We start from the raw sequence: 21,352 nt of genomic DNA on the forward strand, positions 1-21,352 counted from the left end.
TTGGAGTGAAGAACTTTAACCTATGGAATCGACTGTCCCCTTAAATTGGATGAGCCGCTTTTGGAGCTATGTAGAGCGTCCTTGGCTCTACCATCTATTGTTGTGGCTGCTCTATTTCAACCTGATGCTGACCATCAATTACAATGGTTGGCCAGAGCTACCTTTTACCCTCAAAACCTTGGGCATCCATCTGTTTTTTGTGATGGCCTTGGTCTACTGGAATCTTTGGCAAATCTTGCCGCAATATTTGGCGCAGAAGAAAATAGGCCAGTATTTTTTGATGGCTACTTTTGCCACCTTCCTCATTACACCTCTAGAGCTCATTTGTTTATATTGGGTCATGGACGAATATACGGCGGCCCAGGAACATCTGCTGAGAAACCAACATATTCATTTTCTTTTCAACTTCTTTGTTTTGAGCCTGAGTACGGCCCTAAAGATTGGCAAAGAGTGGCTGCGGCAAGAGCGCATCAAGAGAGATTTAGAAAAGCGGAATCTGCAATCAGAGCTTAGTTTTCTCAAGTCTCAAATCAATCCCCACTTCCTTTTTAATACCCTTAATAACTTATATGCGCTCAGCCTAAAAAAATCGGATAAGGCGCCAGAGTTGGTCCTCCGCCTTTCGGCCATGATGCGTTATATGCTTTATGAATGCAACGAAAAGATGGTCCCGCTACAAAAAGAGATCAGTTATATGGAGAACTATCTGGCCTTGGAACAAATCCGTTATGGCGACAAGGCCCAAATTGCGCTACATTACCCGCAGCCGCTTCCGCAAAGCGTAGAAGTTCCGCCCCTGCTTTTTATTCCCTTTCTAGAAAATGCCTTTAAACACGGGCTCTCTAACAGTATTGAAGAGGGCTATGTTTGGATAGAATTACAAATTGAAGAAAAAAAACTTAACTTTAGGATAGAAAATAGCAAAAGTAGTGAGCCCAAAGGCGAGCTTTATCACCAAGGTGGCATTGGCCTGAGTAATGTCCGCCGCCGACTTGAGCTATTGTACCCCAAACGACACCAACTCCAAATCATGGAGGACCCCAGCAGTTATCAGGTCCTCTTAACACTGACAAAGGAAGAAATATGAATGTTTTAATCGTTGATGACGAGCCCCTAGCCAGAGACGTGCTGCAAACTTATATCGAAAAGCTCCCCAGCCTAACACTAATCGGAAGCTGCCAAAACGCCATCGAAGCCTTTGAGCAACTCAATAGCCAAAAGGTAGACTTGATGCTGCTCGATATTCACATGCCCCAAATTTCTGGCATTGATTTTCTCAAAACATTGGCCCAACCTCCACTGGTCATTTTTACTACGGCCTACTCCAATTATGCCCTAGAAAGCTATGAACTCAATGTAGTTGATTATCTGCTCAAACCCATCGCTTTCGATCGCTTTGTCAAAGCAATCAACAAGGCTATAGAACTACAAAAAAATCGCGGCCAAGAACGACAAGCACCAGTAGAGGAGCCACAGACCAAAGGCAGCGACTACATTTTTGTCAAAGCAGATAAAAAGCTCATTAAGGTCCGTTTTGACGAAATTTTTTATATTGAAGGGCTCAAGGATTATGTCATTTTGCACACCCCGCAAGGACGTATCGTCACCCTGCAAACCATGAAATTACTAGAAGCCAAACTGCCCGCCCATCTCTTTAAGCGGGTGCATCGTTCTTATATCGCCAACCTGAGCAAAATAGCTATGCTAGAAGGCAATATGCTGGAGCTCAACGGCAAAAGCATTCCCGTAGGCAAAAATTATCGCGACGAGCTGCTGGCCATTATCAATGAAAAGCGCTTATAAGCTATTTTTTTGGGGCCTCCGCCTCGCTGCGCTCGTCGGCGCTACGTTTCGCAGCTCGCTATTCGCTCGGCCCTGCGGCGCTTACAGCGCCTTGGTCTGGCCTAAGGGCCACTGCTGCACATCGCTAGGCCAATAGGACCAATTAAGTTGGCTTTTAACTGAACCTTGAAAACAAAAAAACACTTAAATAATAGATAAAATCTTCGTGCATCAGCTGAAATAATCAATATAGTTATGAGTTACTTTCAGGGAGAAACCCCAGACAATTACGAACAAAAATGTTTGTGCACCTTGGTCCTCGATACTTCGGGCTCTATGGGTGGAGAACCTATTCGCGAGCTCAACCGTGGCTTGCAAGAGTTTTATGCCGCCATTGAGGAGGACCTTATTGCGGCCAACCGCTTAGAGGTAAGCATTGTGACCTTTGGTAGCCGCATCAACACCATTCAAGAACCCTCTCTCATTGAGGGCTTTGATATGCCTACTTTGGGCGTAAGTGGAACTACTCGTTTGGTCGATGCCGTTCGAGAAGCCATGCGCAAAACCGAAGAGCGCAAACAATGGTACAAAGAAACAGGACAGCCTTATTATCGCCCAATTGTCGTTCTTATTACTGATGGCGAACCCGATAGAGACCAGGATGTCAATGGCATTTCTGCCGAAATCCGCGAGGCCGTAGAAGGCAAGCGATTTACTTTCTTTGGATTGGGGGTAAAAGGCTACAATCATGCAACCTTGCAGCGCATCTGTCCGCCCTCGGCTCCCCCCATGCCCCTAGCTGGCTACAAGTTCTCTGAGTTCTTCAAGTGGTTGAGCAACAGTATTGGAATCATCACTAAATCTAAGGAAGGAGAAACCATTGAGCTTCCCCCAATTAGTGATTGGGCCCAAATGAAGTTTTAATTTTTTTGCCAAGCAGTTCTTGAGACGATTCTCAAGAACTGCTTCCCTATAATTTAGAATAAGGGTTGGCCCAAATTGCGAGCCCTTGATTTTTTATTGCTTATGAGTCAGGAAGAAAAAAGCCCTTGGGTCTTAGCCTATGCTTCGGTAATTGGCAACGGACATATTCAATCGGGTATCCCTTGCCAAGATAGCACAGCACATCATCGCATCAATGAAGATTGGGGCGTGGCGGTAGTCTGTGACGGTGCAGGTTCTGCGGCCCAATCACATATTGGGTCTGATTTTGTGGCCCGAAACACGGCCCATTGTTTAGAGGAGGTGATTAAGCGTTGTGCTTGGTCCCCCAGCCAATTGCCCGATGAAAAAACTTGGCGCAAAGAGGCCCAAAGAGCCTTGCAATTGGTGATGCAAAGGCTGATGCAGTTTGCGAAGCAGAGAGAAATTCCTCTCCCTCAGTTGGCCTGTACAGTTTTGGCTACCCTTTATTGTGAAGGGGCTTTGCTGAGCGTCCATATTGGCGATGGCCGGGCTGCTTATTCAGATGCTCCAGGCCAATGGAAGGCGCTTATAGCGCCCTATCGAGGTAATGAGGCCAATGAAACAGTCTTTATTACCTCTAGAATTTGGAATCCCGCTGGCATTGAAGAGTACATTGAAAGCTCGGTAACGACTGGCCCAATTCGCGCCTTTGCCCTCATGAGTGACGGTTGTGAAAAGGCCGCTTTTGAGGTCAATATCTTTGACCCCAAGACAAAGAAATACAGCGATCCCAATCGTCCTTTTCCTCGCTTTTTTGAGCCTAATGTGCCTGGTTTGCGCCAGCTGCACAAAGAGCAAAAAAGCCAGGAAGAAATCAATAAACTATGGAGCGGCTTTTTGACCGCTGGCACCAAGCAATTTAAGCATGAGATTGACGACAAAAGTATGATTTTGGCCGTTCGTCTAGCGGAGGTGCCCCAAGAAAAAAATATTTAAAGGTCCAGAAAGGCGCTTCGCGCCTTGGCTTAGGGATGGACAGCAGGGCCGCCGCAGGCGGCAGACCTAGCGGGCAAGGCCCGCGCAGGGCCGAGCGAGCAGCGAGCTGCGACACAGCCCGACCCGAGCGCAGCGAGGGGAAGCCCCAAAGAAAAAATACAAGTGCTTCCATCCTTTATCTTCTACCCATTTTTAAACTATGCCCCAACAGTTTTATATAGCCGGCAGTAAAGAGGCCATCAGTTTGCCCGATAAACCCTTTGCGAGTGGAGGGGAGGGCGGTCTGTATGCCATTGAGCATCCCGTTCGTTATTTAGATTATGTGGCCAAAATTTATCATCCGCATAAGCGCAAAAGCGAAAGCCGAGAGGAGAAGTTGAGCTATATGCTTCAAAATCGGCCAAATGTGGAGCAAGAAGGTATGCATCAGCCCATTATTTGGGTGGATCAGTTGCTCTATGATGCTCAAGATAATTTTGTGGGTTACCTCATGCCCAAGGCCAAAGGTGAAAAGCTGGAAGTGCTTTGTGCGCCCAATTTGCCCAAGCGTTTGGGCCGGGCTTGGCAGCGCCTAGCCTTTGGGCATGAGGATGCTTGGCGTCTTCGGATGAAGGTTTGCTATAATATTGCGGCAGCGGTTTCACAATTGCATGCCACGGGCCGCTATGTATTAGTTGATCTCAAGCCAGATAATGTCTTGATTCAGAGCAATGGATTGATTGCTTTGGTGGATATGGATTCTATTGAGGTTGTAGAAAATGGGCAAACTGTTTTTCCCGCTACAGTGGTAACGCCTGAATATACACCGCCAGAGTATTATGAAGGCCTTCGTCCAGGCGAAAAATCTATTCCTAAGAGTTGGGATGAGTTTAGTTTGGCCGTTATTTTTTACCGTCTTTTGTTGGGGATTCACCCATTTGCGGCCTCTGCCCTACCACCTTATGACCATTTGGTTTCTTTGGGCGATAAGATTCATCAGGGCTTGTATGTGCATCATCAGCGAGGGTTGTTTAGTGTTATTCCGCCTCCTCACCAACAATTTGAAGAGCTCGAAGAAGAGATACAAACACTCTTTAATCGGACTTTTGTCGATGGGCATCAGGAGCCAGAACAGCGTATCTCGGCAGAAGAATGGGGCAATACTTTTTTGAATAGCCCATTGTTGTTGATTGATCGGCCTTTGCCTTCTAAGGTCCTTTCGGTAGAACACAAACAGCAGCAAAACTGGTATGAGCTGGCCGTAAGCCGAGCTGTAGATGAGCTCAAGCTGGCTGCTCCTGAACTCAAGGAATTGCAGCAACAAATGGCTGATGGTCCCTTGAACCGAAAAGGCTTTCAGGATAAAACCCTAAAAATTTATCGTACAGCAGGACGCATTGCCCTCAATTTGCTCAAATTTGTAGGAATTGTCTTTGTCGTAATTGTCATCTTTGTGTTCCTCATAGGTCTTGTCTCCGATGAGTTCGATTTTGCAACTGCTTTTGAGGTGCTCTCTGAACTCTTTTTCTTTATCCCAAGAACCATTTTTAACCTAATCACTAGCCCTACCAGCTGGATTTTCGTGCTCATTCCGCTAATTATTAGCTCAGGCCAAAGTATCCTAAAATTTGTGAGCAAAAAAGTAGGGCAAGTCGTAGAGTTTGCTCAAGAACAAATGGCGTTGACCAAAGCACAGCGTCGCCGCTATTTAGAGGACAAACAATATAGCCTATTTACGGAGCGGGTTAAGCTTAAACAAAAGGTACAGGATATTCGCCAAGAGCTAGAAACCTTGATAAAACTCAAAGAAAAGCGAGAGCAAAACTTCCAAAACACCTATGGCAAAAATGTTCGCTCAGCCAACCAACGGATTCAAGCAGATATTGCTAAAGAAAGCTATCAAATTAAGGTACAGGACCAAAAAGCCAGAGAGTTAATGCGAGCCGAAGCCAAGGAAATCCGGGCGCTTCGACAAAAGTATCACGACTATTTGCAAGTGGCCCCCTATGCCAATATTTTGGGCCATAGCCCAGAGCAAAAACTCCAACAACTGCCCTATTGGGCTGGCGCCGAGGGCATCGACAAAAGCCAAGAAGCTCAGATTGCTCGACAGCTAGAAGACTGGAAAAATCGCTTTGAAGAAGAGCTCAACCACATCCAAAACCGCTACGACCAAGCCCAACAGCAACTGGTCCAAGAAGGAGAAACACACAAAATTAAAATCGAGGATATTGTCAAAAAAGCCTCTAAAGAAATTCGCCAAGAATCTCAACTCGACGACAAATTACTCGATAAAGCTTATCGGAAATTGCTCAAAACCCGTAACGAACTACTCATAGAATTACATGGCGAAGAACATAAACTCAAAGACCTCAACCAGAAAATTAAACTTTTGCGTTCAGAGCTCACTCAGCTCCGATAAAAGTTGGGTTTTCTCTTGCTTTTTTGAGATTTATGCTTATTTTTGCCCTCGCTTTATTATGAATCATCATTCAAAACCAATTTTTGGCCATGAAACAAGGATTGCATCCAGAAGACTATCGTCTTGTCGTGTTCAAAGATATTTCTACGGACTACAGCTTCCTAACTCGTTCTACTGCTCCTAGCAGAGACACGATCACTTGGGAAGATGGCAATGAGTATCCCCTCGTTAAATTGGAGATCTCTAGCGCCTCTCATCCTTTCTACACAGGAAAGATGACTTTTGTAGATACTGCTGGACGTATCGACAAGTTCAAAAAGAAATTTGCCAAGTTCGACTTGGGCTAGGCTTTTCTTTTTGCCAAAACACAAGCACAATAACCGCTATGGTTGTTGTGCTTTTTTTTATTTGGGGCTGCCCCTTCCGCCGGGTTGAAACCCAGCGCAAAGCGGTATCGCTTTGCGAAGCGATACAAAATGAGGGTGGAAACCCTCATGAATTATCGGGCGGGTCGGGCTGTGTCGCAGCTCGCTGATCGCTCGGCCCTGCGCCGCCTTTGGCGGCTGGGTCTGGCGCTTTGCGCCACTGCTGTCCATCCCTCAGCCTGCGGCCCTGACGGGCCTGTAGAACCGAATAGGACCAAAAAAAAGAGATTTTCTTCCCCTTGTGGGAAAAAAACCTCTACACTTTCAGAATAACGGTACATAAATTTCCGCTTTAGGCTTCTAATTTAGGGAAATAAATTTTGCGAAAGCAGCCTTTTCTGCTTTTTTATTAGACAAATTTTAACTTTTTTAAATTTCTATTTTATAATTCTTTCATTTTAAGGCTATACTCTATATCTCCAATTATCAGTATGCTAGATCTTTACCTACCAGGTTTTGAGGCTTTTTTGCAATTAGAAAAAGGCCTATCACCAGCCTCTTTGGCTGCCTATAAAAGTGATTTGAAGCAACTTAACCGCTACCTTAAATTCAATGGCCAGGCAGAGCAACTGGCCGAAATTGACAAGCATATCCTTCGTGCTTTTCTCAAAGAGCTGCAAGAGTTGGGTTTGGCCAACAGCAGCCAAGCTCGTATGCTCTCTTCTGTCAAAAGCTTTTTTGCCTATCTGCGTTTAGAGGGCCTGATAGAAAAGGACCCATCTGCCCTACTAGAGGCGCCTAAACAAAAGCGTAAATTACCCGAATACCTCAGCATTGATGAGGTGGACAAAATCTTTAATGCCATTGACCTTTCTCAGGCCCAAGGGCACCGCAATCGGGCCATGCTTGAGCTGCTTTATGCCTGTGGGCTACGGGCCAGCGAGCTTTGCGAGCTTAAACTATCGGGCCTTTTGCTAGAAATGGACCTTATTCGCCTTTGGGGGAAGGGCCAAAAAGAACGCATTGTCCCTATTGGTGAATCAGCTAAACAACAGCTACTTTTTTATTTGGACCAAAGGAAGCATCTAAAGATTGCCCCAAAATCAGAAGATATTGTCTTTTTAAATAGAAGAGGCAAACAGCTCTCTCGGCAAATGCTTTTCTTGATTGTCAAGAAAGCGGTAGCCGATGCGGGCATAGATAAAAACATTTCGCCCCATAGTTTTCGCCATAGTTTTGCTACGCATTTGGTAGAAGGCGGAGCAGATCTTCGTTTGGTCCAGCAACTCTTAGGACATGCTTCTATAACCACCACAGAGCTCTATAGCCAATTAGATAATCGCTATTTGAAAGAGAGTTTGCGCTCATTTCATCCCGCTCAACATTATAAGCGAGAAGAGTAATTTCTGCGTTTTACAGGCCCGTTAGGGCCGCAGGCAATAGCCAAATTTAAACGCACTCACTTTTATAGTTTGCAGCAATTTCCCACTAGTCGGTCCTATTTTTCTCGGCCATAGCGAAGGCTATGCCCTTAAAAAATAGCTGGCCTAGCAGAAAATTCATAGCAAACTATGGCCAAAGCAGCGCAATTAAATCTGGCTGAGGGATGGACAGCAGTGGCGCAAAGCGCCAGACCCAGCCGCCAAAGGCGGCGCAGGGCCGAGCGATCAGCGAGCTGCGACACAGCCCGACCCGCCCGATAATTCATGAGGGTTTCCACCCTCATTTTGTATCGCTTCGCAAAGCGATACCGCTTTGCGCTGGGTTTCAACCCGGCGGAAGGGGCAGCCCCAAAACAACTAATCTATTAGTATCAATGGGCTAGCCCAAGAACCGACTTGCAAAAAGTACTGTCCAGCGGGATATTTATTTTGTAAACTTAGGCTGGTATTTGGGCCTTGAAGTTGTCCTTTTTCTAGAATTTGGCCTTGTAGGTTGTAGAGTGTATAGGGAAAATTGCCTGCGGTGGGCAGACTGAGTTGAAATTCGCCCGAATTGGGTTGGGGCCAAAGTTTTAGGGCTTGTTTTTCGTTAAAAACCGTGCTGGTATAAGGCGTAAGATAAACGCAATAGTCTTCTGTTTCTGCATTTTGATATTGTTGGCAGAGCTCCGCGTATTGGTTCCAGCGCAGGCTGAATCGCAACAAGCTGGGGCCGGGCTGTGCTTGTTGGGGCAAATACAATTGGCCCGCAAGAATACGTTGTCCATTAAATTGGCCTTCGTACAGCAGCTCATTGGTCTCATCAAAATCGCCATCGGCATTGAGATCTAGCCAAATTCGGAGCGCTTCCTGATAAACATCACCCTGTTCCACCTCAAAAGAAATAGACTGGCCGATAGGCCAATGCAACACCGTGCTATCTTGATAAAAATAGCCACCATTATTGCCCGTTTGCGACTCATATTGGTCCAGACGAAGGCGTTCAATCCAATCAAAGGTATTTTGTTGGCCCTGCATATCGCAATATTGCTGGGCGCCGCAATCTTGGCAGCCCTCTGTACGGAAAAAGTGTAAGGGCCCCCAATCACTGCTATCGCCTCTTAGGCAATGACTTTGGAGTTGGTATTCAAAAAGGAGGCAGCTATCGAGCAATGGCAAAATAAAAAAGCTATCGGCAGAGCTCAATTGTTGCCAAGCTTGTCCGCTATTATAGGGCCGAAAACGCAGGGATGAGCTAGCGGCATTACTGGGCAAATGGGCCAATAACTCCCTTTGTTGATTGCTATTCAGGCTCCAGCTTTCCGATTGAGGGGGTAAACAACAATCTGTGGTACTTAATTGCAGCAAAAGGCTATCGCTCGGTCCACAAAGCGGATAGATTTTCAACTCATACAGTTGGCAATTATTTAGGCCTGAAATGGTATCTCGGCTAGACAAGTAGAGCGTATCCCAAGGGAAGCTAGCATCGGTTCTAAGCAAAACTTGCAGACTATCCTCATAATGTGGCGAGTGTAGGTAAAAGCCCTCTTCAAAAGCTTCGAGATAAAAATCGGGGGGCAAAAGGCAGCTATCTATGGGGCAGGGCATTCCTTGGACCAATTGGCCTGCATTGAGATAAGCAGAGCTTCTCGTAATGCCTTGCAGGCTACCAGAAGGCGTTCCATTTTGCAAAACCATCCTTTTGATTGTTCGAGCGGCAGCGGCGGGCCAGCGTTTGGCCCATTGTATAAAGTTGGGACAGGCGGCAGAGTATGCCAAGGCAATACTTCCAGTTACAGAGGGAGTTGCGGCAGAAGTTCCGCCAAAAACGCCATAACTATTTCCATTTCTGGCAGTGAAGACCCCATCGCCAAAAGCACCAATATCTACGGAAGCAGCTCCATAGCCCCCCGCTAACAAGCCAAAACGATTAAGATTAGTTACAATGATAAGATATTCGCTGTTGCAAAGGCTGGGCAAATCGCCGACTTGATCTACATTGACATTATTGTTGGTGGTAGCGGCCACACTTAAAATTCCAGCATGGCCAAGGCTATCGTAAAAGCTACACCAAAGTGGAGCGCTCTGTGGCCAGGCATTATCTAAGCCCCAAGAAGAATTACAGGCCACAACAAAGGCCCCTTCTTGTCCATTGCTTTGATTGTAGCGTTGCCGTTGGCGCAATACATAGCCATAAGCAGCCAAAATATTGGCCTCAGTGGTATTAAAATCATTTCGGACGATCAGCAGTTGGCTGTTCCAGGCTAGACCTGCGATGCCCGTAGCATTATTTCCTCGACCAGCGGCTAAGGCGGCTACAGAGCTCCCATGATTTCCCCCTTGAATTTGGTCATTTTGGCTGTTGCTATTCCAACCCCAAAAATCATCAACATAGCCATTTTGGTCCTCATCAATTTGATTATTGGGAATTTCGGCTTGGTTTTGCCAAATAGCGGGAGCTAAATCGGGATGCGTTTTTTCTATACCGTCATCGACAATGGCCAGAACGATCGGATCACCTAAGGCACTGCTATCGCCACCGCCAGCCAATTGCCAGGCGGGAAAAGCGTTATGGTCTAAGCCCGTGGGACCTCCAGCTTGTCCTGTATTTTGATGTTGCCATTGTTGGCCCAATAAACTATCATTGGGAATTTGGCGGTATTTAAGGCGGCGATTTTTTTGGGCCATTTGTACCTCAGGCTGAGCTAAAAGTTCTGGCAAATAATCTGTACTTGCATCTGTTTTGAGCAAATAATAGCGTCCTTGGGGAATCAATAATTCTGGGGCGGCCCATTGGCCAGGCAATTTGGCCATCAGCTGACGAATTTGGCCTTCTTTATGAAGCAAGATAATATACTCTCCAGGCAGCGTTTGGCCCCAAAGCAAAGTCGAAAATAGCAACCAATAACTAAGAAAAAAAAAGCGCATAGTTGGGTAAATTTGATTGGTGAAGTTGTTTACTAAACGACCTTAAGAAGTAAAAAGGCTGCTTTAGGACAAGAAAAGGGAGTTGACCGAATGGTCAACTCCCTTTTTTCTCGTAAAACAAAACGGATTAAATGCCCAACTTTGCTTTTACTTTTGCGGTAGCGTCAATGCCTCCTTCAGAGTACATAATGAGCTTGATATCCATAATATAGCTATAGCCATTTTCGGCAGCTACATCGGTAAGGGCCTTATTAAACTGCTCATAGAGTGGTTTAACAAGATCCTGTTCTTTTTTGGCCAAAGAACGCTCTGCTTCTGCGCTTTTTTGCTGCAGACCTTGCTGCATTTGTTGCAGTTGTTCTTCCGCTTGTTTTTGTTGTGCAGGAGAAAGCAAACCTTTCTGTGCTTTTTCCATGGTGCTAGTATAAAAATCCTGGACCTTTTTGCTTTCAGCTTCTAGTTGCTTTTGCAAAATTTTGCCATAAGATTCTACCTCTGCTTTTGCTCTTTTATAGGCGGGCATATTGGGAATAATCGCATCGCCATCTACATGAGCCATTTTTTGGGCCGACAATGGCGTAGCTGCTAAAAAGAGCAAGCAGGCCATTAGGCTAAAAAAAGAAGCAAATTTCATAATTCTGATTGTTTTGGGGTGAAATTAAATGCCGAGCTTGGCTTTTAGTTTGGCTGTGGCATCAGTGCCACCTTGGTGATAAAGCAACATTTTTTTGTCCAAAATGTAAGCATAACCATTATCAGTAGCCACTTCTTTGAGTTTAGCCTCAAATTTTTCATATAGGGGCTTAGTGAGGTCTTGCTCTTTGCGTACCAAATCCTCATCGGCTTTTAGGGCCTGTTTTTGCAAATCTTCTTGCATTTTGGCCAATTTCTGCTCGGCTTCTTTTTGTTGCAAAGGAGTCATTTGACCCGCTTGAACTTTAGCCATGACATCAGCATAATACTGCTGCATAGCAGCTTGCTTGCCCTCTAGTTGTTTTTCCAAAATCTTGCGATAAGATTCTACCTCGGCTTTGGCTCTTTTATATTCGGGCATATTGGGAATGATGACATCAGCATCTACGTAGGCAATTTTTTGCTGGCCGTAGCTCACTGAACTAAAGGCCATAAAAGTAAGCAACATCAAAATGCTGCTGAGCTGCATAAGCTTTTTCATAGTATTTCTTAAAATTTTGAAGTTTGACGAATTAAGCGCACAAAAATAATTTTTTTTGGCGAAATCTAAGGAACTTATTTACCCAAGCGCTTTACGACCTCTGCAGTTAGGTCTTTATCGGCTTTGGCATAAATCATTTGGCTGCCATCGGGAGCCGTAAAAATGAAGTCGTAATTGCGCTCCTTGGCCAATAGCTCGATGGTTTTGTAAACCTTTTCCTGAATGGGTTTCACTAGACTTTGGCGCTTAGTAAAAAGCTCTCCTTCTGGTCCAAAACGCTGGTCTTGCAAGGCTCTAACGGCCTTTTCTTTCTCAATAATTTCGTTTTGTTTTTGGGTTTTCATCTCTTCGCTCATCAAGACCTCTCTTGCCTGATATTCGCGATAAAGTTGTTCAATTTGTTCGTATTCTTTGGCAATTTCTTGCCGCCAACGCTCTGCCAACTGGTCCAATTCGGCCTGTGCCGTTTTATATTCGGGCACAGCATCCATAATTTTGGTCATATCCACATAAGCCGCTCTTTGTGCAAAGGAAAAGCTCATGGTAGACAACAGTAGCGTTAGGCTTAATAAGAGGTTTTTCATTTCTATTTTTTTAATTATTCAGTATTTGATTTTTGGGGCTGCCCCGCCCTGCGGGCGGGTCGGGCTGTTTCGCAGCTCGCTATTCGCTCGGCCCTGCAGCGGCAAAGCCGCTTTGGTCTGCCGCCTTTGGCGGCCCTGCTGTCCATCCCTCAGCCGCTCAGCTGTAGTGGGGACTTTTGGCCCTTTTCTGCGGCCCTTTATAGCCTATTAGCCAAGTTTTGGGCCAAAAATAATTGCCCTGCCCTATCAAAGATGCCATTTCTCCTTAAACTGATGTATTGGCAAAAGGGTTGGGCCCTGGCCTAGCGATGTGGAGCAGTGGCCGCAGGCCAGACCGAGCCAGCTTGCTGGCGAAGGGCCGAGCGAATAGCGAGCTGCGCAACGTAGCGCCCGCCGAAGGCGGGAGGCCCCAAAACAGCAGCGAGCTGCGCAACGACAACAAGAACTTTAGTTTGTCTTCGACAACCGAAGGGAGTAACCGCCGCCACATTATATTTAGCGGAGGCCCCAAAAAACAAAAATCTATAAAAAAATCAAAAAAAGAGCAGCCTCTAAAGCGAGACTGCTCTTCTATTTAAAACGCTTGCAAGCAAGGCGTTTATTTTTTAAGTCCGATTTCGCGTAGACGCTCATCTAGGTACTCGCCAGCGGTAATTGGCTCGTATTGTAGGGGCGTTTCTTCGGTTACGCAATCTTCTAGGCAAGTCAAATCCATATCGCTGCGGGGATGCAAGAAGAAAGGAATAGAGATGCGTGAAGTGTGCCAAAGTTCGCGTGGTGGGTTCACTACACGGTGCGTAGTCGACTTCAATTTGTTGTTGGTGAGGCGTTGTAGCATATCTCCAACATTGATGACGATACCATCGCCCAAGGCTTTCACATCGATCCAATCTTGGCCCAAGGGACGCACTTGTAGTCCGTCGGCAGAAGCGCCCACCAAAAGGGTAATGAGGTTGATATCCTCATGCTCTTCTGAGCGGATAGCCGATTTGGGTTCTTCTGTGATGGGAGGATAGTGAATAGCGCGCAAAATAGAGTTTCCGCCCTCAATATGAGGATTGAAATAATTGCGGTCTAGTCCCAAGAAAATAGCGATAGCCTCTAGCAAGTGAGCGCCAGAAGCTTCAAAAGCTTGGTACAACTCACGGGCTGTTTTGTTGAACTCAGGCAACTCATCGGTGTAGATGTTATCCATGTACACATCTTTGAGTTCGTGTCCTTCGGGCAACTCTTGGCCGAACTGATAAAATTCTTTAAGGTCACCAACATTAGATTGTTTGGCATGTTCGCGGCCAAAAGAGCAATATCCTCTTTGTCCAGCGCCATTTTTGACCTCATATTTGTCTTTGGTTTCTAAGTCTTGTGCAAAAAAGCGCTCAGACTCTTCAAAGAACTTCTTAATTAACTCTTTGGGAATGCCGTGATTCACGACGCCCACAAAACCAATTTCTGTAAATGCTTTTCCTAGGGCCTCAACAAAAGCAGCTTGCTGAGAGGCATCACCCTTTACGAACTGACTCAGGTCTACCTGAGGAATTCCGGTAATAGTTGCCATAACTAAAATGCATTGATGGTAAGTGTACTGCTCTCTTTTTCCTTTTGAGCAGCACGAAAGTAGTTTGTTGCACAAATCTAATAAAAAAATCGACTTTTTTGTCCTTTTTTCTCGGCCTACAAGATTTTTTCCCGGATTAGGGCTTCTAGCTCCAAACGTTTTTTTTCATTGTAGCCTCTTTGCTCAAAAATTAGCTCTCCTTGGGGATTAAACAACAGAAAATATGGAAACCCTTTGAGGCCCAACTGCTGCTGTAGCCCTAAATCAATGCGAATGCGTTCATGCTCTTTAATTTTTTCAAAGTTAAAGACTTTGTTTTGGTTTAATTCTGTCATTTTATCTATTGGAACATAAATGTAGTATTGATCCAACTTTCCTTTTAGTTCTTGATAAAAAGGCTGCATATCTGGAATGGCCTTCAGGCAAGGTGGGCAGCGTTCATGCCAAGTTTCAATCAGCACATAATGGCCATTTTGAGCCAAGGTCACAGTATCTCCCTCCTCTTGCAAAAAGAATTGACTAAAGATATTGTAACTGCTATCTCTTTTGGGCTCCTCTGCTTTTTTTTCTGCAAAATTGTAGCTAGGCTCCTGCTGATGATGCTCATAGTTAGATAACTCTATATGCTGAGGATAAAAGCGAAAACTGTAAATGATAATTCCTGTCAAAATGAAAAACTGCATGGCTTGCTTCGGGAATAAACGGCGATCAAACTGAATTCCTAGGGTTAACAGAGTAGCCGCCGTAAATGGAGAATTAAGCAGGACCATCCAAGAATAGCCCCTCTCCTTTAAGGTATAGATATATAGCCCAAAATAAAGCAGGGGAGCAAATAGCTTTAATAAAATATGCCATTTGGTTTCAGTGCCCTTAATCAACTGCCGAATATAATAGCTAGCATAAAAGGTATAGAATAGCCCCAACAAAATGCTATAATTTGAGGGTTGGCCTCCATACAAAAAGGCCAGCCCCCAAACTAAAAAGATAGACAATGAGTAGAATAAGTAATAGAGCATTATTAAAATAATTTCAAAATCCAGATAATGCCCAAAACTAAAATCCAAACTAAACTTATTTCAATAAATAAAGTTATTGATAACTTAAACCTACTCTTCCTCTGGCTGCGCCATAATCATCTCAATCTGTATTTTTCTTTGGCCCGCAGCCTCTACACTATAAATAGAGTTGCGAGGATCGTTAATATCATCGCTAACGCCAGCGGGCACCTCCGTTTCACCAATAGAAAGCTCTACAAATTTGAGCTGCCCAGAGCGCAAATAAGGCTGAAAGGCCCCGTTTTGAAATTGCTCCATTTCATTGCGCATACTCGAAATCCGTCTTTTGGCCAAGTTAATATTATAAGCCGAAGAAGAACGGGGACTACAATAGCCTCTCAAGTGAAACTCTACGGCTTGCCCAGACTCCAAAAGAGTGAGCAACTGCCCCAAAAAATGCTGTAAACGGGCATACTCGCCCGCCACTTCCTGCTCAAAAAACTTAGCTACTCTAGCTTTGGCCCGTTGCTGCACTTCTACCCCATCGTATTGGGCCGAAAACTCCTCCTCATATTGCGCTTGTAGTTGCAAATAAGCTTGGTAGGATTCTGTATAGCTCATTTTTGTAGTAGTGGCATAAGTTTGTTTGTCTGGACTATCATTGTGGAAGTACAAACTAATGGGCAGTTTCTCGAGTAAATTGGCTATGCTAGGCGCTTCTTCAACAACTTCTGTGGGCAAACTGTCTAGCACTTCAGGCTCGATTACTGGCGGATCAACAGGATCCACAACGGCCACAGGAGGCGTTAAACTACTATCTTTTTTGGGCGCTTCTGGAACTGCCGCTGGGGCTTCTGGCTCCAATTCTATCCCCGTCAATACTGGATCTTGGGCCAAAAGGCTATCCAAAGGACTCAATTCTGGCTCTACAATCAAGTCCCCAGGCTCAATCTCCACCGGCAAGGTCAAGGCATATATATCATTGCAACAAGACTCTCCTGTCAAGATTTTAGAGCCAGGCCGATTAGAAGAAAAATAACCAAAGGTGTCTAGCTCTGGCGCAATGTAAAAGTATAAGTCATTGGCCGCAGAATTGAGCGGCACGCCCACATTTTGAGGGGCCGACCAACTATCTGCCTTTCGTTTGGCCTTAAAAATATCATAGCCCCCCAAACCCAAATGCCAAGTAGAGCTAAAATAAAGCGTTTGCGTTTTGGCATGATAAAAAGGCGTGGCCTCATTTCCTTTAGTATTGATTTCAGGCCCCAAATTAAAGGGTTTTCCATACTGATTCTCCCCCAAAACTTCTACGCACCAAATATCCAAGCCCCCAAATCCCCCTTTGCGATCAGAAGCAAAAAAGAGCAAACTTTTATTTTGTAAGCTATCAAAACTATGATTAGGATGAGTCGTTGTATACCCCCTTGACGCATTCACTGATTTGGGCAGAGCCTCTGGCTTGCCCCAAGCATTGCCTTTTTTCGGCACTCTATAAATCTCACATTCCAATTCATTCTCTGGATTCCGCTCGCAAAGCGTATAATATAACCACTGCCCATCTGCACTAAGCGCCGAATTACCCACACTGGTATATTTCCGATTGAGACCAGGCGCAAAACCAGCATCTCCTGCTCCACGATCTCTAGAACGCAAAATCTTACCATACAAATATTGCTTGGTCGAAGCCTTGGCACTCATCCTACGCTTAGCATCTTGCTCAAAACGCAAAGCCGAAAAATAAAGCTCATTACCAACCAAATGTGGCGAAAAATCAGAATAAGCCGTATTCACTTTTTCCCCCAAAGAAATCACTTCTACCCCTTCTATCGGCTTTTTGTAAATCTCTTCCGCAAATTTACAAGCTGCCAACTCATGCTTGGCCCGCTCCTGCAACAATTGCAATTCTTTCCCCTTAACCAGCTTAGCCAAAAAAGCCTCAAATTCTACAACAGCCTCCGAGTATTTAGCATTGTGTTTCAAGGTATACGCATAGTAGAAGTCCATACTCGGAAAAGCCTCCCGCTCCTCTCCCATCCGACTCAATTTGCGGTAATAAGACTCGGCCTTGCCAAAATTAAAACTCTGCCGACAGGCCTCTGCATAGCCCCAATAAGCCTCGGCCTGCTTAGATTTCGACTGCCCCTGAAATGCCTCTTCCTTAAAGGCCTGCTCATAAGCTTCTACCGCCCCATAAAAATCGCCTCGATTCAATAGCTTTTTGGCAGTTTTCAATTCTTTTTGGCCCAATACGGCCCAACTCAACAGTAAAAATGGTAATAGGATAAATAGTTGTTTCATAGGGTTCTGTTTTTATTTTGGGGCCTCCCGCCTGCGGCGGGCGCTACGTTTCGCAGCTCGCTATTCGCTCGGCCCTGCGCGGGCTGCGCCCGCTGGGTCTGGCCTAACGGCCACTGCTGCACATCGCTAGGCCAAGCAAAGCTAAACCAAAAAGTCGACCCATGGCATTCGTTGCAGCCACTGGTCCAATTTTTTGAGCGGCGTGTTTCTACTTTCTAAAATTTGCAGCCGATCTAGCCGCTCAAAACTCGCTGGCAATTCCTCCAACTTCGGATTATAAGAAAGATCTAAATGCGTCAGTGAGTAAAGAAGACCTATATCCGCTGGCAATTGCCTCAATTGGGTACCACTCAACTCCAGCTTACGCAGCTGCCCAAACTGCCCATCTGCAAAAAGAGAAAGCTCCCGCAAAGGGTTTCGACTCAAGTTGAGCATCCCAAAATCCTCGGCCTGAAAAAAACTAAAGGAAACTTCCTCCAACTCATTATCAAAAAGCTGCAAATTACGCAAGGCCCGAAACCCCTCGGCCCTTTTAGGCAAGGTTTTTATCTTATTTACCCCCAAAAACAACTGCTGCAAATGAGGCAAAGCCCCCAAAAAACTAGGAAATGCCTCTAATCGATTCGTATTCAGATTGATGCTGTGCAAATAAGGCAATTCTCCCAACTCCTGTGGCAAAGTCTCCAACTGATTTCCAGAAAGGTCCAATTGCTCCAAAGCCCTAAACTGCCCAATCTCTTTGGGCAACTCTACTAACTTTCGATTAGATAAGTTGAGGAAAGGACGCTGCAATAAAGCCCAAAGATCTTCCTTACTCATTTCTGCTGGCGGCTCCGCCCTTGGCCAAAGCATATAATATGGCGCCAAAAGCTCCCGCAAAGGCACAGACTGCCCCTCCGCCAAACTAAAGGCTAACTCAATATTGGCCATATCGGCACTGCCTATTAAAGCTCTAAGTGCTCCTAAAATATTCAAAATATCTATCGACTGCTTATGTTAAGATAAATAACGCCTTGGAATAATTTTTGATTGGCGAGAGCAAATTGCAAGGAGACGAGTCCCAATAAACAAAAGTTGGAATTGCTTTTGTTTTTAACCAAGTTCGGTCCCCTTGACTCCCCCTACTAACTAAACAATTCAAGTCACTATACCCCCAAAAGACAAACTAGCGTTTTCAGAACTTCCTACAACTACTTTATTAGCATGAGAACAATTAAATTGCTTTTCGCTTTTTGCCTAATGATGACATTCGGCCTAAATAGCCTGCAAGCCCAAACGCCTTTCTTTAAAAAGGCCCTAGCCAATGTGGAAAAATCAGACCCAGCCGCCAAAAAGGTTCTGGAAAAACTGAAAAAAAAGTACACTCAATATAATGCAATTTATGCAGAATATGAGTTGCTTATTGATAACCGTGAAACTCAAGAACGCCAACAAGGCCAAATTACCCAAGAAGGCGATAAGTTTCACGTTAATAATAATGGCAACGAAATATATTGCGATGGCAGCACGCTCTGGATGTACATGAAAAATAATAATGAGCTCCAAATCAATGATTATGAGCCCGAAGATGAAGACATGATGTCTCCCTCTAAAATTATGAAGATCTATGAGGCCGAAGATGAATTTTTCTACGCCCTCACCCAAGAAAGAGGCGATATCTGCGAAATCGAATTCAAACCCCATGACAAAGATGCCGATTTCTTTAAAATTAGAGCCACAATTGACCGTGCTAAACCAATGGTTAATGAAATTAAAGTTTTTGCCAAGGACGGTACTATCTACACCCTAGATATTAAGGTCCTTAAAGCCGCCCAACCCAAAGCCAGCGATTTTGTCTTTGACAAAACAAAATATCCTGGCATCAGAGAAGTGGATATGCGTTAATTTCGCCTTCCTTTTCCTCAAAAAGCCTAGCTGTTTAATCAACAGCTAGGCTTTTTGTTTTCTTAAAACCCATGAAGAACAAACCTTTTTTATATAGAGATTTTATCTTTGGATCAATTCACCCAAAAGTTTAGTTGAAATTTTGAGTAGGCTAATTCAGCAATGGCTGAGGGATGGATAGCAGTGGCCCGAAGGGCCAGACCCAGCCGCCATTGGCGGCGCAGGGCCGAGCAGACCTGCGAGCTGCGACACAGCCCGACCCGCCCGATAGTTCATGAGGGTTTCAACCCTCATTTTGTATAGCTTCGCAAAGCGATACCGCTTTGCGCTGGGTTTCAACCCGACGGAAGGGGCAGCCCCAAAAAAAAATGAACTCTATTGGCTTTTATTTGTCTCCACTTTTTAAACTCAGTTCAACCATTATCTAAACAGCATTTTATCAGACATACAGCCATGCAACGCCTAGCGCTTCCTTATTCCAAAATCCCCCAACTCTCTTCTTTTGATCAGGCCTACCAAGCTGGCGACCAGCGCCTACGGCCATTTTATGCTGCTTCGGCCAAAATAGACAGTTTTGGTCCAGCCATTCAGCAACGGCAGTTCTCGACCAAGCGCCGTGCGCTTTTGGTCCAAGAACTTCAGGCCCAATACGCTAACTTGGAGCAGCCCCAAATCTTAAAAGAGCAGTTGGCCGCCCTTGGGCAAGAAAAAACCTTTACGGTCACTACTGGACATCAACCCAATTTATTTACAGGTCCACTCTATTTTGTCTATAAAATTTTGGGCACTATCCGTTTAGCAGAAGAGCTAAAAACGGCTTACCCCCAATATCATTTTGTGCCTGTTTATTGGCTAGGCGAAGAAGATCACGACTTTGAAGAAATTAACCATACCTACCTTTTTGGCCACCCCTTAGTTTGGGAAGACCATCAAGGCGGGCCTTTGGGGCAATACGATATAGAAAGCCTAGCGCCTGTTTTGAGCGAGCTTTTTGAAATTTTGGGCGATAGCCCAGAAGCCCAAGAGCTAAAAACGAGCCTACAAGCCGCCTTTTCTGGCCCCAAAACCTATGGCCAAGCCTTTATGGAATGGGTGCATGCCCTTTTTGGTCGCTATGGCTTAGTGGTGCTGCGCGCAGGCAGCCCCGCCCTAAAAGCGAGCTTTGCCGAAGTGATGAAAGAAGAGCTTTTGCAGCAGACCTCTAAGGCCATTTTGGAGAAAAGCTATGCCGAGTTAGAATCAGCGGGTTTTGGTCCACAAGCCTACGCCCGCGATATCAACCTCTTTTACCTAAGCCCTAATCGCCGCAGCCGAATTATCCAAAACGAAGCTGGCGATTATCAGATTTTAGATACAGATTTATACTTCTCTGAATCTGAAATTTTGGCCGAATTGAAGCAGCATCCCGAGCGATTTAGCCCTAATGTCATTTTGCGCCCACTTTATCAAGAGCAGATTTTGCCCAACCTAGCCTACATAGGCGGCGGCGGCGAACTGGCTTATTGGATGGAGCGCAAAGCCCAATTTGCCCATTACCAAACGCCTTTTCCCATTTTGGTCCGCCGAAACTCGGTACAGTTGATCGATGCCCGCTCGGCAAAAAATTGGCTGGCCCTAGGTTTTGATTGGCCTCAACTCTTTGAAGAAACCGAACCACTAAGACAGGATTTTGTCCGCCGACAAACCGAACACGAACTCAATTTTGAAGCGGAACAAGCCCAAATCAGAGCCATTTTTGAACAAATTGGCGAGAAAACCGCAGCCGTAGACCCTACCCTCAAAGCTTCGGTGGCCGCGCAAGAAGCCCAAATTCAAAAGAGCTTGGATAAACTCCAAAAGCGATTGATGCGGGCCGAAAAACAAAAAATGGATACCGAATTAGCCAAAATTCAAAAACTACAACACAAGCTCTTACCCAAAGGCAAACTCCAAGAACGATACAGCAATTTTATGGAATTTTACCTCCGCCTAGGTGGCCAAAAATGGCTATCCGAATTGCTGCAAGAACTCAACCCTCTCCAAAAAGATTTCCTTCTCCTATTTGAGGAGGACTAAAAAAAAAC

Annotated in this window: 17 protein-coding genes; 9 read left to right on the plus strand and 8 right to left on the minus strand. The window is 45.2% G+C overall.

Annotated features, from left to right (window positions below):
* The first annotated feature begins 22 nt into the window (after window positions 1-22).
* The 7 genes from PPO43_RS01760 to xerD all read left to right on the plus strand — a co-directional run bounded on the left by PPO43_RS01760 (window position 23) and on the right by xerD (window position 7,853).
* On the plus strand, window positions 23-1,087 hold the full coding sequence (locus PPO43_RS01760) for a sensor histidine kinase (RefSeq protein ID WP_272620073.1): 1,065 nt from the start codon (window positions 23-25) through the stop codon (window positions 1,085-1,087).
* On the plus strand, window positions 1,084-1,803 hold the full coding sequence (locus PPO43_RS01765; RefSeq protein ID WP_272620074.1) for a LytR/AlgR family response regulator transcription factor: 720 nt from the start codon (window positions 1,084-1,086) through the stop codon (window positions 1,801-1,803). Before PPO43_RS01760 ends, PPO43_RS01765 begins: the two co-directional genes overlap by 4 nt.
* Window positions 1,804-2,037: 234 nt before the next feature.
* The gene (locus PPO43_RS01770) at window positions 2,038-2,706 is read left to right on the plus strand and encodes a vWA domain-containing protein (RefSeq protein WP_272620075.1); all 669 of its coding nucleotides are present in this window, start codon (window positions 2,038-2,040) and stop codon (window positions 2,704-2,706) included.
* Window positions 2,707-2,808: 102 nt separating this feature from the next.
* Window positions 2,809-3,684 (plus strand): PP2C family serine/threonine-protein phosphatase, encoded by an 876-nt coding sequence (locus PPO43_RS01775; RefSeq protein WP_272620076.1) that lies wholly within the window; start codon window positions 2,809-2,811, stop codon window positions 3,682-3,684.
* A 199-nt stretch (window positions 3,685-3,883) separates the two neighbouring features.
* Window positions 3,884-6,085 carry a protein kinase domain-containing protein gene (locus PPO43_RS01780; RefSeq protein WP_272620077.1) on the plus strand — a complete coding sequence of 734 codons (2,202 nt, stop codon included), beginning with the start codon at window positions 3,884-3,886 and terminating at the stop codon, window positions 6,083-6,085.
* 89 nt (window positions 6,086-6,174) lie between these two features.
* On the plus strand, window positions 6,175-6,432 hold the full coding sequence (locus PPO43_RS01785) for a type B 50S ribosomal protein L31 (protein WP_270099602.1): 258 nt from the start codon (window positions 6,175-6,177) through the stop codon (window positions 6,430-6,432).
* 509 nt (window positions 6,433-6,941) lie between these two features.
* Complete coding sequence (gene xerD, locus PPO43_RS01790) at window positions 6,942-7,853, plus strand: site-specific tyrosine recombinase XerD (protein ID WP_272620078.1); 912 nt, start codon at window positions 6,942-6,944, stop codon at window positions 7,851-7,853.
* 396 nt (window positions 7,854-8,249) lie between these two features.
* Here the strand turns inward: xerD and PPO43_RS01795 are convergent, their stop codons facing one another.
* The 8 genes from PPO43_RS01795 to PPO43_RS01830 form a co-directional block, all read right to left on the minus strand.
* On the minus strand, window positions 8,250-10,799 hold the full coding sequence (locus tag PPO43_RS01795) for a S8 family serine peptidase (RefSeq protein ID WP_272620079.1): 2,550 nt from the start codon (window positions 10,797-10,799) through the stop codon (window positions 8,250-8,252).
* Window positions 10,800-10,926: 127 nt separating this feature from the next.
* The gene (locus tag PPO43_RS01800) at window positions 10,927-11,433 is read right to left on the minus strand and encodes an OmpH family outer membrane protein (RefSeq protein WP_272620080.1); all 507 of its coding nucleotides are present in this window, start codon (window positions 11,431-11,433) and stop codon (window positions 10,927-10,929) included.
* Window positions 11,434-11,457: 24 nt separating this feature from the next.
* Complete coding sequence (locus tag PPO43_RS01805; protein ID WP_272620081.1) at window positions 11,458-11,973, minus strand: OmpH family outer membrane protein; 516 nt, start codon at window positions 11,971-11,973, stop codon at window positions 11,458-11,460.
* Window positions 11,974-12,047: 74 nt separating this feature from the next.
* Entirely contained in the window at window positions 12,048-12,557 is a 510-nt protein-coding gene (locus PPO43_RS01810) for an OmpH family outer membrane protein (protein WP_272620082.1), read from the minus strand.
* A gap of 598 nt (window positions 12,558-13,155) precedes the next feature.
* Window positions 13,156-14,112: an isopenicillin N synthase family dioxygenase gene (locus tag PPO43_RS01815; protein ID WP_272620083.1), complete on the minus strand. Its 957-nt coding sequence runs from the start codon at window positions 14,110-14,112 to the stop codon at window positions 13,156-13,158.
* A 116-nt stretch (window positions 14,113-14,228) separates the two neighbouring features.
* On the minus strand, window positions 14,229-15,128 hold the full coding sequence (locus PPO43_RS01820) for a TlpA family protein disulfide reductase (RefSeq protein WP_272620084.1): 900 nt from the start codon (window positions 15,126-15,128) through the stop codon (window positions 14,229-14,231).
* 90 nt (window positions 15,129-15,218) lie between these two features.
* A complete protein-coding gene (locus PPO43_RS01825) occupies window positions 15,219-17,405 on the minus strand; it encodes a hypothetical protein (protein WP_272620085.1) in 2,187 nt (728 codons plus the stop codon).
* A 141-nt stretch (window positions 17,406-17,546) separates the two neighbouring features.
* On the minus strand, window positions 17,547-18,380 hold the full coding sequence (locus tag PPO43_RS01830) for a leucine-rich repeat domain-containing protein (RefSeq protein WP_272620086.1): 834 nt from the start codon (window positions 18,378-18,380) through the stop codon (window positions 17,547-17,549).
* Window positions 18,381-18,608: 228 nt separating this feature from the next.
* On the opposite strand from PPO43_RS01830, the gene PPO43_RS01835 reads away from it, so the two are divergent.
* Window positions 18,609-19,289, plus strand: coding sequence for a LolA family protein (locus tag PPO43_RS01835; protein ID WP_272620087.1), 681 nt, complete (start codon window positions 18,609-18,611; stop codon window positions 19,287-19,289).
* A gap of 453 nt (window positions 19,290-19,742) precedes the next feature.
* A complete protein-coding gene (bshC, locus tag PPO43_RS01840; protein WP_272620088.1) occupies window positions 19,743-21,344 on the plus strand; it encodes a bacillithiol biosynthesis cysteine-adding enzyme BshC in 1,602 nt (533 codons plus the stop codon).
* Window positions 21,345-21,352: the final 8 nt, after the last annotated feature.

Source organism: Saprospira sp. CCB-QB6, assembly GCF_028464065.1.
Taxonomy (GTDB): Bacteria; Bacteroidota; Bacteroidia; order Chitinophagales; family Saprospiraceae; genus Saprospira.